Annotated in this window: 11 protein-coding genes and 2 other annotated features; of the genes, 8 read left to right on the top strand and 3 right to left on the bottom strand. The window is 48.9% G+C overall.

All coding sequences use genetic code 11. The annotated features are described in order from the left end of the window. The first annotated feature begins 354 nt into the window (after nt 1-354). From BM101_RS11825 to BM101_RS11815, 3 genes are all read left to right on the top strand, one after another. Nucleotides 355-783, top strand: a complete 429-nt coding sequence (locus BM101_RS11825) for a MarR family winged helix-turn-helix transcriptional regulator (RefSeq protein ID WP_179193088.1) — start codon at nt 355-357, stop codon at nt 781-783. Between the two features lie 78 nt (nt 784-861). After that, the gene (locus BM101_RS11820; RefSeq protein WP_087032577.1) at nt 862-3,093 is read left to right on the top strand and encodes an ABC transporter ATP-binding protein; all 2,232 of its coding nucleotides are present in this window, start codon (nt 862-864) and stop codon (nt 3,091-3,093) included. Further along, nucleotides 3,090-4,973 carry an ABC transporter ATP-binding protein gene (locus tag BM101_RS11815; protein ID WP_087032579.1) on the top strand — a complete coding sequence of 628 codons (1,884 nt, stop codon included), beginning with the start codon at nt 3,090-3,092 and terminating at the stop codon, nt 4,971-4,973. Before BM101_RS11820 ends, BM101_RS11815 begins: the two co-directional genes overlap by 4 nt. Before the next feature lie 399 nt (nt 4,974-5,372). On the opposite strand, the gene BM101_RS11810 is transcribed toward BM101_RS11815, so the two are convergent. Beyond that, entirely contained in the window at nt 5,373-5,711 is a 339-nt protein-coding gene (locus BM101_RS11810; protein WP_087032581.1) for an iron-sulfur cluster biosynthesis family protein, read from the bottom strand. Between the two features lie 158 nt (nt 5,712-5,869). Beyond that, nucleotides 5,870-6,113: a binding site (T-box leader), on the top strand. A 144-nt stretch (nt 6,114-6,257) separates the two neighbouring features. Here BM101_RS11810 and BM101_RS11805 point away from each other — a divergent pair. After that, a complete protein-coding gene (locus tag BM101_RS11805) occupies nt 6,258-7,538 on the top strand; it encodes an O-acetylhomoserine aminocarboxypropyltransferase/cysteine synthase family protein (protein ID WP_087032583.1) in 1,281 nt (426 codons plus the stop codon). A gap of 60 nt (nt 7,539-7,598) precedes the next feature. Here the strand turns inward: BM101_RS11805 and BM101_RS11800 are convergent, their stop codons facing one another. Then, nucleotides 7,599-8,081, bottom strand: a complete 483-nt coding sequence (locus BM101_RS11800; RefSeq protein WP_087032585.1) for a DNA-deoxyinosine glycosylase — start codon at nt 8,079-8,081, stop codon at nt 7,599-7,601. A 231-nt stretch (nt 8,082-8,312) separates the two neighbouring features. Further along, nucleotides 8,313-8,558, top strand: a binding site (T-box leader). Between the two features lie 236 nt (nt 8,559-8,794). Here BM101_RS11800 and trpB point away from each other — a divergent pair. The 3 genes from trpB to gpmA are packed head-to-tail and all read left to right on the top strand — an operon-like array spanning nt 8,795 to nt 11,506. Continuing rightward, nucleotides 8,795-9,976, top strand: a complete 1,182-nt coding sequence (gene trpB, locus BM101_RS11795; RefSeq protein ID WP_087032587.1) for a tryptophan synthase subunit beta — start codon at nt 8,795-8,797, stop codon at nt 9,974-9,976. Next, nucleotides 9,969-10,760 carry a tryptophan synthase subunit alpha gene (trpA, locus tag BM101_RS11790; protein ID WP_087032589.1) on the top strand — a complete coding sequence of 264 codons (792 nt, stop codon included), beginning with the start codon at nt 9,969-9,971 and terminating at the stop codon, nt 10,758-10,760. Before trpB ends, trpA begins: the two co-directional genes overlap by 8 nt. Nucleotides 10,761-10,819: 59 nt before the next feature. Next, the gene (gene gpmA / locus BM101_RS11785; RefSeq protein WP_087033036.1) at nt 10,820-11,506 is read left to right on the top strand and encodes a 2,3-diphosphoglycerate-dependent phosphoglycerate mutase; all 687 of its coding nucleotides are present in this window, start codon (nt 10,820-10,822) and stop codon (nt 11,504-11,506) included. Between the two features lie 60 nt (nt 11,507-11,566). Here the strand turns inward: gpmA and BM101_RS11780 are convergent, their stop codons facing one another. After that, entirely contained in the window at nt 11,567-12,343 is a 777-nt protein-coding gene (locus BM101_RS11780; RefSeq protein WP_087032591.1) for an NRDE family protein, read from the bottom strand. Nucleotides 12,344-12,613: 270 nt separating this feature from the next. Here BM101_RS11780 and BM101_RS11775 point away from each other — a divergent pair, with 270 nt between their 5' ends. Then, nucleotides 12,614-13,321 (top strand): hypothetical protein, encoded by a 708-nt coding sequence (locus BM101_RS11775; RefSeq protein WP_087032592.1) that lies wholly within the window; start codon nt 12,614-12,616, stop codon nt 13,319-13,321. Nucleotides 13,322-13,377 lie beyond the last annotated feature (56 nt).

The raw sequence follows: 13,377 nt of genomic DNA, 5'->3' as shown, positions 1-13,377 counted from the left end.
AAGAAGCACCTCAAACGTCGCACTGTGACGTTTGAGTAACTGACCGGTACGGTCACGTTGATTCCTTTATTTTTGGAAGTCTCTCAGCAATTGCGCAGTATGCTCATTTGCATGGGACTCTAAGGGATTCATCCCTTAGAGTCCCAGTATGGTGGCCGTAGGGAAAGTTGCAGGGCCAGATTTCCTAAATTGTCATGACTCTTGCGATTTCAATCGCTTAGAGGCATGATACACTTGACCGAGGCAGGGCGGGCTTGGACAGCTTTTCTTGCCAAAACTAGCGTTACCAATTGACTTTCATAAAGATAATGAGATAATAGATAGCGTGCTATGTATATCGGGAGGAGGGAACAAATGCTATCGCACGCAACTATGGGGATGTATATCACCATGATCCATAATCAATTCAAGGAACAACTGAATCGCTCGGTAGAGCAGCTGGATTTGACGACATCGCAAATCCACATCTTATTTTACTTGAAGAATAATGAAAATCGTGAAGTGATCCAGAAGGATATCGAGGAGCGGTTCAATCTGTCCAATCCGACTGTAACAGGCATCATCAAACGATTGGAAACAAAAGGTTTCATTGAACGCAGCGTCAGCAGCAAGGATGCCCGTTCAAAAAAAATTACGATGACAGAAAAGAGCTACAAGGCCAATGAAGAGATGAAAAAGGCTATGCATGAGGCCAACGAGCATCTATTACAGGGCATTTCCGAGGAAGAGTTGGGCATACTCGAAGGCTGTTTCAAGAGGATGCTGCACAATCTGGAGGGATGACAGGTATCGGCAGAAACATAGCGGGCCATCTATTTGTCAAAATGATTTAAAAATTCTAGGAAAGAAAAGGTAAAACCGATGAAATTAATTTTTAAATACCTAAAACCTTTTACGGCAACCATTCTACTCAGCCTGTTGATTCTGTTTGGGCAGGCGACAGGGGAATTGAGTTTGCCGAATTTGATGAGTGAAATCGTCAATACGGGTATCCAAAACGGCGGAATCGAGCAGGCGACGCCGAAAGCCATCAGCAAAGATGGCTACACGCTGATGACGATGTTCATGAAGGAACAGGATAAAGAAACGTTCCAGGGGGACTACACACTGGTCGAATCCGGTTCGGCCGCTGCAAAAGATTACAGCAAGGACTATCCGGAAATAAAAAATGAGAATCTGTATGTTTTGAAGGACGTAACTGCGGCTGAGCTTGCGAGACTCGAAACCATCTATGGTAAAGCAAGCTACAGCTTCGTCGAATTCATGAAAGCGATGCGTGCGCAGCAAGGTACTGGCGCAAACGCAGTCGATGCCACAAAGGGCTTTGACAATGTGGATATGACCCAGATCTATGCACTCTTGCCGCAACTGCAGCTGATGCCGGCGGAAGGCTTCGCGGATTTCATCGCTCGTGCGGACAAAGCAGAACCGATGCTGTACAGCCAAATCGGCATTACGTTCACCAAGCTCTTCTATAAAGAATTGGGGACGGACTTGAAGGGGGTGCAGAATGGGTACATCCTGATGAAAGGCGCACAGATGCTGGCCATCGCTCTGGCAGTATCGGTCGCATCCGTTGCTGTCGCATTCTTCTCATCACGGATCGCTGCCCGGGTTTCCGGTAAAATGAGGCGTGATGTCTTTGCGAAGGTCGAAAGCTTTTCGAACAGCGAATTCGACAATTTTTCGACAGCCTCCCTTATCACCCGTACAACCAACGATGTGCAACAAATCCAGCAACTGATCACGATCGGTATCCGGATGCTGTGCTACGCACCGATATTGGCTATCGGCGGATTGGTGATGGCGGTAGACAAGAGCGTCTCGTTGGCTTGGACGATTGTCGTTGCCGTGGTCGCCCTTGTCGGTGTCATGACGACTATCTTCTCGATTGCGATGCCGAAATTCAAGATATTGCAAACCTTGACGGATAAATTGAATCTGGTCAGCCGAGAAAATCTTTCCGGTATGCTGGTCATTCGCGCCTTCGGAAATGAAGGATTCGAAGAGAACCGTTTCAATGGCGTGAATGAAGAATATACCTACACGAACCGTTTTGTGCAACGCCTGATGTCCCTCATGATGCCGGCGATGACCATCATCATGAACGGTGTTTCCATTTTGATCATCTGGTTCGGCAGCAAACAAGTCGCGGACTCCACACTGCAGATCGGAGACATGATGGCCTATATCCAATATGTAATGCAGATCATCATGGCCTTCCTGATGATTTCGATGATGTTCATCTTCCTGCCAAGGGCTTCGGTTTCCGCAGTGCGGATCAGCGAAGTGCTGAACACGGATTTGAGCATCACCGATCCAAAAAATCCCCAAAAAATCGGCAAGAGCCAAGGGGTGATTGCATTCAAAAACGTTTCCTACCATTATCCTAAGGCAAGCGACAACGTTTTGACAGACATCTCTTTCACTGCAAAACCGGGTGAAACGACTGCCATCATCGGATCCACAGGGTCAGGGAAATCGACGCTGATCAACCTGATTCCTCGTTTCTATGATGTGACGGATGGCACCATTGAAATCGATGGCGTTGACATCCGGAACCTCACGCAAGAGGACTTGCGGAGGAATATCGGCTACGTGCCTCAAAAAGGGATGCTCTTCTCGGGCGACATCGCGTCCAATGTTCTTTACGGTAGAGAGGGTGCTTCCATGGATGAAGTCATGAAAGCCATTGAGGTGGCGCAAGCCAAAGATTTTGTCGCCGAATCAGAAGACGGAATCGAAACAGCGATCGCTCAAGGCGGCGGGAATGTCAGCGGAGGTCAAAAGCAACGGTTGGCCATTGCCCGCGCCTTGGTGAAAAAAGCGCCCATCTACATCTTTGACGACAGCTTCTCGGCCTTGGACTTCAAAACGGATGCGGCATTGCGTGCCGCATTGGATGACTACACCGATAATGCCACGGTATTGATCGTTGCACAACGGGTGAGCACCATCATGGAAGCCGAACAGATCATCGTACTCGATTACGGTAAAATTGTCGGGATAGGGACTCACGATGAATTAATGAAAAACTGTGAGACTTATCAAGAAATTGCTAAATCTCAGCTTTCAGAGGAGGAATTAGCATGAGCGAAATGAAACAACAGAAACCACAGAGAGGTCCCGGTGGCGGACACGGACCGATGGCCGGAATGAGCGCGCCAGTGGTGAAAGCCAAAGACTTCAAAGGCGGCTTCAAAAAATTGGCTGCCTATCTTTCACCCTTCAAATGGTCGATTGCGGTTGTCATGGTTTTGGCCATTGCATCTTCCCTTTTCGGCATCGTAGGGCCTAAAATCATGGCTTTGGCCATCGATAAACTGGTCAGCGGGGTTATGCTGAAATTTACGGGTGGAACAGGCGGCATCGACTTCGATTACATCGGCAAAATCCTGTTGGGCTTGCTGGGCTTGTACCTGTTCAGCGCCGCGTTTTCCTATCTGCAAGGATTCTTGATGGCGGGCGTTTCTTCCAGGGTATCCTACACTTTGCGGAAAGATATCATGGAAAAAATAAACAAGCTTCCCTTAGCCTATTTCCATAAAAATAGCCAAGGGGATGTGCTTTCCCGCATCACCAACGATGTGGATACCCTGAATACCAGTTTGAACCAAAGCATGACGCAGATCATCACCTCCATCACGACTTTGACGGGTGTCTTCATCATGATGCTGACGATCAGCTGGTCATTGACGCTTGTTATTTTGGCTGTCCTGATTCTGTCCATGATGCTCTTGGCGCTGATCATGTCGAAATCCCAAAAACATTTTGCGAACCAACAAAAGTATTTGGGTGCGGTCAATGGGCATGTCGAAGAGATGTACGGCGGGCATGTCGTCATGAAAGCCTTCAACGGCGAGAAAAAATCCGTAGCCGATTTCGATCATGAGAATGACCAATTGATCGAAGCTGGTTTCAAATCGGAATTCCTTTCCGGTTTGATGATGCCCTTGCTGAGCTTGATCGGGAACCTGGGTTACGTCGTCGTCTGTATCATGGGTGGCGCGATGGCGGCAAATGGAAAAATGACGATTGGGGATATTCAGGCCTTCCTGCAATATGTACGTAATTTTACCCAACCGCTGACTCAGGTCGCTCAAGTGAGCAGCCAACTGCAACGGATGGTTGCTTCCTCCGAACGGATCTTTGAATTCCTGGAAGAAGAGGAAGAAGTTGTCTACGAAGCGAAAGCCGAAATGGCGACGGCGAACGTCAAAGGGAATGTCCGCTTCGAACACGTCAAATTCGGTTATGATCCAAGTCATCTGGTCATCAAAGACTTCTCGGCAGATGTGAAGGAAGGGCAAAAAGTGGCCCTTGTCGGACCTACCGGAGCAGGGAAGACGACGATGGTGAAATTGCTGATGCGTTTCCATGATCTGACCGGCGGCACCATCTACATCGACAACCATAGCCTGACCGATTTCACGCGCAGCGATTTGCGTACGGAATTCGGGATGGTTCTCCAAGATACCTGGTTATACAACGCAAGCATCATGGAGAATATCCGCTACGGTAAGTTGGATGCGACGGATGAAGAAGTCATTGCGGCCGCAAAAGCAGCCCAAGTGGACCACTTCGTGCGGACCTTGCCGGATGGCTACAACATGGTACTGAACGAAGAAGCCAACAACGTATCGCAAGGCGAGAAGCAACTATTGACGATCGCCCGTGCCATCTTGGCGGATCCGCAGATCATGATTCTGGATGAAGCAACCAGTTCCGTCGACACGAGGACCGAAGTGCTGATCCAGAAAGCGATGGACACGCTGATGCATGGCAGAACGAGCTTCATCATCGCGCATCGCCTGTCGACCATCAAGAATGCCGATTTGATTTTGTGCATGAACGAGGGCGACATCATCGAACAAGGGACCCACGAAGAACTATTGGCAAAAGGCGGCTTCTACGCCGACCTTTACAACAGCCAATTCGAAGACGAAGAACCGATTGCACCGGTTATGAATTAGTAACACAAAAAGGAGGTGGACCTGCAGTCAAGCGACGGCAGGTCCACCCCCTTTTTATTTCGTAGTAAGTGGGAACTAAATTCCCGGATGAGAGCGGCATCTCCGATGAAGGAGGCGTTCGCCGAAGAACGGAGTCTTTCGTGGTACCCAGCTCCGGCAAGCAATCTGTTGGCCGGAGCAGATTTATTTCTGGGTAGCAGAACTCCGGCGAAGCCTAGCTGACCGGAGGAGACATTTTTTGGGTTCTCTGCTCCGGCGGAAATCTGGTTCACCGGAGAAGATCGCCCTGATCGACATAACCATCAGGGCGATCTTCCTGGCCAAACAATTCCGGAAAAAAACGTTATATTAACAAGAAAAGGGAAGGCGCGTTGGCTTTCCCTTTTTGGTTCCTGTTCATCATTTGTTGGCTTTCAGCTTCATATTTTCGTAGGGCATATTCGGATTCAGTAAACCGCGATCGCTCTTCAGGACGAAGGAGAACGTGCTGTCGTTGAAATCGATGGTATTGTCGTCGTCCAATTGAACCAAGTTATCTTTGACGGCTTTGACCGCGCCTAAATTGGTATCCAAAATCGTATTATAGGCGGGGTTGTCCGTATCGAATGCGCGGATCGTGAACATGCTGCCGTCGGGACCGCCGCAGCCATAAATGGAACTCATGAAAAGTGAAAGGTCTTCGGTCATCCCCAATTTTCCCAAGCGACTGATGGCATTTTCCGTGAATGTCAGTTTCATTTTTTATCACCTCTTATTGTTAAGTATAAGGCATTCAACAGGAAAATGAGGTCCGGTTTGCTCAGCTGGAGGGCAAAGCTACCAAAAATCTTCTCATTTCTTTAAAATAAGTGTTTGACAAGGTTAGAAACTGGTGTTATATTTAATCCAATCTTAATAGAAGAGCGATGAAGAGAAGAGTACCTTTCAATTATCATTTCAGAGAGCCCCGGCAGGTGAAAAGGGGTATGGTGAGAAGAAGCGAAGATGGTCTTGGAGCAAGGCAATGCAGATAGTGTTGCTTCGTTTTGTACACGTTACGGTACAGGAGTATAACAAGAGCAATCTTGCGTACTTTTTAAGATATGGATCGTGAGGTCCGTATGAACCTGGGTGGTAACACGAAGAGCTTTCGTCCCTGTATTTCAAACATTTGAAATATAGAGACGAGAGCTTTTTTTATTTTTCCGCAAGGAAGGGGACTCACTCTCGGCTAAACCGACAATTACTAGTAAAAGCGATTACTATTGGGAAAACAATTTGAAAATCAGAAGGGAAAGATGAAAAATGACAGCAACGAATTATAGCTTTGAAACACTACAAGTACACGCAGGACAAGTACCGGATTCCGTGACAGGTGCCCGTGCGGTTCCGATCTACCAAACAACCGCTTTTGTCTTTGACAGTGCGGAACAAGCGGCCGGCCGTTTTGCATTGACGGATGCAGGTAACGTCTATACCCGTCTGACGAATCCGACGACAGCAGTCGTGGATGCGCGCGTTGCGGCGTTGGAAGGCGGAACATCAGGCATTACGGTTGCATCCGGTTCGGCGGCGATCACTTACGCCATCCTGAACGTTGCAGGCGCAGGCGATGAAATCGTCGCTGCGAGCACCCTGTATGGCGGAACCTTCAACCTGTTCGGTGCAACGTTGAAGAATCTGGGAATCAAAACGACTTTCGTCGATCCGGATGATCTGAACAACTTCGAAGCGGCCATCACCGAAAAAACGAAAGCAATTTTCATCGAATCGATCGGTAACCCAAGCATCAACCTGATCGACATCGAAAAAGTGGCCGATATTGCGCATAAACACGGCATCATCTTGATCGTCGACAACACCTTCGGGACGCCTTACCTGATCCGTCCCTTCGAATTCGGCGCGGACGTCGTTGTCCATTCCGCCACAAAATTCCTGGGCGGCCACGGCACGACCATGGGCGGCGTTGTCGTTGAATCCGGCAAATTCGATTACAAAGCGAGCGGAAAATACCCCGGCTTCACGGAACCCGATGAACATTACAATGGCTTGGTCTATGCCGACTTAGGTCCGGGAGCATTCACAACCAAAATCCGTGTGCAATTGTTGCGCGACACTGGCGCCTGCATCGGGCCGATTGACGCTTTCCTGTTGCTGCAGGGGATCGAAACGTTGTCGCTGCGCGTGGAACGCCATGTGGAAAACGCCCGCAAAGTCGTTACCTACCTCGCGAACCATCCGAAAGTATCTTGGGTGAATTATCCGGAATTGGAAGACAGCAAATACAAAGCCTTGGCGGATAAATACTTCCCTAAAGGCGTCGGCTCCATCTTCACCTTCGGCATCAAAGGCGGCAAGCAAGCCGGGATCGACTGGATCGACAAACTGGAACTGTTCTCCCTGTTGGCGAACGTTGCCGATGCGAAATCCTTGGTCATCCATCCGGCGAGTACAACCCACGCCCAACTGAGTGAAGAGGACTTGGTGGCTGCGGGCGTATCCGGCGACATGATCCGTCTGTCCATCGGAATCGAAAATGCGGACGACATCATCGCTGACTTGGATCAAGCGTTCCAACAAATCTAAAACAACAAACGAAAAGCTTAGATACACGGTTTTTTAACCTTGGTATCTAAGCTTTTCTTTTCAGAGATACTGCTTCAGTTCCGCCCAAGCCTCCACCTTCTCAGGCAGGCTTTTGACATTCTTTCCCGGCATCGGGCTTGTCGAGGGCATCGGCAAATAGCGGAGGCAGGGAGCAGCATCCAACCCGATGTGCTTTCGGTAACTCCGGTAGGCTTTGCCGCCGTTGAAGACGACGACCCTAAGTTTGGGATAATCGCGGTAAAGCTTTTCCAGGTCATTGGGGAGTTCTTCGGTTATGGCCGAGTCGAGGCTGCCCTTGCGGTAACAGGAATGGATCACATCCCATAGGGCGATGTGGTGCTGTTGCAGAAGCGCAAGCCTAGCCGCGTATTCTCCGGGATCTTCTTCCTGCAGGATTGCGAAGATGATCTCCCAGAAATGATTCCGCGGATTCCCGTAATAGTGTTGCGCCTGCAATGATTTTACGCCGGGGATCGATCCCAAGATCAATACCTTGGCTTCGGAATCGATAACAGGCGCCATCGAAGTTATTCGGTCTGGCTGTTTCAGGGGGAACACGTCCTTTATCTTTGTTATGAATTTATTTTACACGAATTTTCCGAAAACATAGAATGTGAAACCCGCTGCAAAATAATGAAGTCACTGAAAATCAGTGACAAAAAAATAAAAACATAAAAACAGTTGACGAAAGGAAAACAATGCGTTAAGATATCCTCAACATTAAAAAAACGTTAGAAAAAGCATGGTTATCTAATGAAACCGACAATCAAGAAGAGTACGTATCATACAATGTTTCCAGAGAGTCGCCACCAGTGAGAATGCGACAACAGGATTGATACGGAATGGGCTTGAGAGGGTTGCCTTGAAAAGAGTAGGGGCGAACGGGAAACCTGATCCGTTATCAGGCAGGCGCATATGGTAGTATGCGTAACGAGTGGGCGATGGAAATCGTCAATTTGGGTGGTATCGCAGGAGATAATCAGAGCTCTTGTCCCTTTAAAGGGGGGACAAGGGCTTTTTTTGTACCCGAAAATCATTCTTTCGCTAGGAATCAGGAATTAGGGGGAAAAAAGATGCAGACAAAAAATAGATCATGCCATTCAACCTCCAATCGGTATTGGCGTCCTTAATAGGATTAATGAGATAAAAATGATGCAAGGGACAGGCAAAAGGCAGCCAATCGTTTGTGCGAAAGAACAGAATGATAATCACAGAGAATAGTAGGAGGTAAACAGATGAATCAGTATTTTGGCAACCACGGGGGACAATTTATTCCCGAAACATTGATGAACGCTTGTTTGGAATTGGAAAAGGCATTTTTCCATTATCAGGAAGATACTGGCTTTAAGAAGGAACTAAACGATTTGTTGAATGATTATGCGGGGAGACCATCCCGGTTATATTTTGCCAAGAAGATGACAGATGATTTGGGCGGAGCAAAGGTTTATTTGAAACGGGAAGACCTGAACCATACGGGATCCCACAAAATAAACAATGCGCTCGGGCAAGTGTTGTTGGCGAAGAAGATGGGCAAGAAACGTATCATTGCGGAAACGGGTGCCGGCCAACACGGCGTGGCGACCGCAACTGCCGCAGCTTTGCTGGATATGGAATGCGTCGTCTACATGGGGGAAGAGGACACCCAGCGTCAGGCATTGAATGTTTTCCGGATGGAGCTGCTCGGGACGAAAGTGATTCCGGTTACGAGTGGGACGGCTACCCTGAAAGATGCCGTGAACGAAGCGATGAAGGATTGGGCCGCTACCTTTGAGGAGTCGCATTACTGCATCGGCTCCGTGATGGGACCGCATCCTTTCCCGATGATGGTCCGTGATTTCCAGAAAATCATCGGCGAGGAAACCAAAGCGCAGCTATTCACAGCGGAAGGGAAACTGCCGGATGTCGTGATGGCCTGTGTAGGCGGCGGTTCGAACGCCATCGGGACCTTCTATGATTTCATCGGTGATGAAAGTGTGCGCCTGATCGGATGCGAAGCAGCCGGCCGGGGTATCCACACGAAAGATACGGCAGCCACCATCGCAACGGGGACTCCCGGCATTTTCCACGGGATGAAGTCCTATTTCTGCCAGGACGAATACGGCCAAATCGCACCGGTCTACTCCATATCGGCAGGATTGGATTATCCCGGCATCGGACCGGAACACGCCGATCTTTATGATCGCGAGCGTGCGGAATATGTTTCCGTCACGGATGATGAAGCCGTCGCAGCCTTTGAATATTTATCGAAAAAGGAAGGAATCATCCCGGCCATCGAAAGTTCGCACGCTTTGGCACATGCCATCAAGTTGGCGCCGACGCTGGACAAGGACAAGGTGATCGTCATCTGCCTGTCCGGGCGTGGGGATAAAGACGTAGCGGCAATCGCAAGATATAAAGGAGTGGAAATCTATGAGTAGAATAACAGATGCATTTCGGCATAAAGCGTTTATCCCTTTCGTGACGGCGGGTGATCCAAATCTGGCGACAACGAAGGAATTGATCAGGGAAATAGTGGCGAACGGGGCGGATATCGTCGAAATAGGGATCCCCTTCTCCGATCCGGTGGCGGAAGGACCGGCCATTCAAAAAGCGGACGAGCGGGCGCTGGCAAACGGCATCAATACGGACGATATCTTCCGGATGGTCGCTGAACTGCGGACCGAGATCACTACGCCTTTTGTTTTTATGACCTACATCAACCCGGTGTTCGTTTACGGAATCGATAAATTCATGGCACGCTGCAGCGAAGTGGGAATCGATGGCATCATCATCCCGGATGTGCCATTTGAAGAGAAGCATTTGGTTCAGGCCGCATGCAGAAAGAATGGCGTCACCCTTATCTCAATGGTCGCCCCTTCTTCGGCGGAGCGCATCGCCATGATCGCCAAGGAAGCGGAAGGATTTTTATACGTCGTTTCTTCGTTGGGCGTCACCGGCGTACGCAGCGACATCACGACGGATATCGGAACGATTTTGGCGGAAATCCGGAAAGTCAGCGACATCCCTTGCGCCGTAGGCTTCGGCATCTCCAACGCCCAGCAGGCCAAAGCGATGAGTGAAGCGGCAGATGGCGTCATCATCGGTTCGGCGATCATCAACATCATGGAGAAATACGGAGAAGATTCTCCGAAACCCGTCGGCGAATTTGTCGCGGGCATTGTGGATGCCATACGCGGCAAAGCGAACAGTCCTATTACCTGACTTTTACAGCCTGCAGTAGTACAATAAAAGAAAAATGCAGGTAGAAAGTAGGGACGATGATGAGGAGAATTGTTTTTGTCCGTCATGGTGTGAGCGAATGGAATTTGCTGAACCTGTTTACGGGATGGGTCGACGTGGATCTGAGTGAAAAGGGCGTTCTGGAAGCGGAAGAAGCCGGCCGGAAAATAAAGGAAGCCGGGATTGAATTTGACCTGGCCTTTACCTCGGTGCTGAGAAGAGCGATCAAAACTTGCCATATCATCTTGGAGGAAACCGACCAATTGTGGGTGCCGGAAGTGAAGAGCTGGCGGCTCAATGAACGCCATTATGGCGATCTGCAGGGTCTGAACAAACAGGAGACGGCAGAGAAATACGGCGAGGAGCTGGTTCATCAATGGCGCCGTTCATACAATACGTTGCCGCCGCTGATGAACCCGGATAATCCACTTTCGCCAGCCAACGACCGCCGCTACGCCAATCTGCAAAAACGCGTCATTCCGATGGGCGAAAATCTGGAGACCACGTTGGAACGGGTCATCCCGTTCTGGGAAGACCAGATCGCCCCGGCGATATTGGATCGGAAAACGGTGCTGGTCGCCGCGCACGGAAATTCCCTGCGGGCATTGATCAAATACATCGAAGAAATACCTGATGACGAGATCATGGCGCTGGAGATACCTACCGGCAAGCCTTTGGTCTATGAACTGCAGGATGACTTATCCGTCATCAAAAAATATTACCTATAAAATGAAAAAAGCAATTACGGGCAGAGGATAATCCACTGACCGTAATTGCTCTTTTTTGCATCAGCTTTCAGCCGGCTCGATCGGAAATGAAAAACGAACATCCGTTGTTCCACCGTTCGCCAGGTAGGTCCGTTCGGCAAAGGTCACCTGATCGGCATGATCGACGAGCAGCAGGGTGGTGGAACGCGTGCCGAAATGCGGTGTCTCGATGAAATTGGCGGAAACAGCCCGTTTTTGCTCAATAGGCAAAGGCAAATCGGGAAGCAGTTCATCCGGTGCGGGCGTTTTGTCCGCCATGATGTGGAAGAGTGCTTCTTCGTCGATAACACTGGGCGCATCCAAGGAGGAAAGGGCTGCTTTCGTTTGGGTGACTTTTGGCCACGGCGTATCCAGCGTCGCATTGCTTATTCCGTGGATTCCCGCGTCTATTAAGGTTATTTCATCAATGCTGTTGTTGTAGTGGTAAAGATGTACGATGGAGCCCAAGATAAGGTTGAATCCGCTGTATTGCAACCTTTTTGCCTGAATCTGTTGCAGGTAAGCTAAGGGATTTTCATTGCTGCTCAGATAATCCAAGACAAGTTTACCCCTGGAGACGCCAGTCGGCAGCTTGGGCATGGTACCTGTATAGTCGTTCGTGATGGCGGCGAATCTGCCTTGTTTGGTTATTCCCAGCCAAGTGCCTTTCGCCGATAGATCCTTTCCCGCCAACAAGCCGGGGTATTCCGGCCAAAAATGGGCCGCCATTGTCGGGCGCGCATAGTCTTCATCGCGGTTTGCGGCTACGATAAATTTGTAGCGCGGATGCTGATCGATTTGTAATACAATGAGACACATAGGAACTCTCCTCTCATTGGAAAAATAATAAGCCTAGATTGTTGGCTGATTTCGTTTTCCATTCGATTTTACTTACAGTATAGCACGCATCCTTATGCAGCAAAAATAGCTGGTTTCGCTTATCTGCAAGGAGTGTTAGTAAAAATGCATTACACAACTTTGGGGCAGGAGCGCCCGGAAATTGTGGGCAGTATTTTTTTGGAGTATACTTAAAGAAAGTGAATGCGCTGTCAAAGTTAACGGGGACGTATCGAAAGGGAGTGGATTTTGATGAAGCAAGTCAAATTATATGGAATCCTGCTGATGGCGGGTCTGTTCATCGTCGGGTGCAGTCAAAATAATGACACCACTACGAAAACAAGTGAGGCAACAAGCCAATCGGAAACGGAATCGAAAACAACCAATAATCAATCGAGTGAGGGTGCGGAATCAGGGACAAGTGAGCAAATAGGGACGTTAGCGAAGGATTATATAAACCTGTTCAACAGCGGACACTATTATATGAGGACGCGGACAACTGCAACGGATGGTGCCGGAGCGATGATGGGAACTGAGGCTACCACCATCGTTTCAGGCGGTAAGACGGCATACACTTCCATAGTAGACGGCGTGGAAACGCAAATGATCATGATGGACGGAAAAGTTTATCTGATCGACCACATGAACAGAATGGTAAGTGTCATGAATCAAGCTGCTGAATCGGACAGTGCCATCTCCAGCATCGAAGATAATGTGATGCCTATGATGGATGATATCGAATATGTCGGCAGCGGCAAGGAAGATGGTCTCACATATGAGGAATACCGCTCCGGAAGCGGCATGCATATGTTCTATTATTTCGATGGAAAAAATCTGAAGAAAATAAAGACGGTAGACGGCGAAGTTGTGAATATGATGGAGATTTTGGAACTGTCCGATAATGTGCCAGCCGACAGTTTCGATATTCCCCAAGACTATCATCAACAGATGATGAACTAAAACAAGCAGGAAACCAAAAGAACCGTTTGCTCAACTTGCTGAGCAAACGGTTCTTT

The organism is Trichococcus palustris, from assembly GCF_900114465.1.
GTDB lineage: Bacteria > Bacillota > Bacilli > Lactobacillales > Aerococcaceae > Trichococcus > Trichococcus palustris.
The sequence above is the reverse complement of the archived record's forward strand: the minus strand, read 5'-3'. Positions and strand labels throughout refer to the sequence as shown.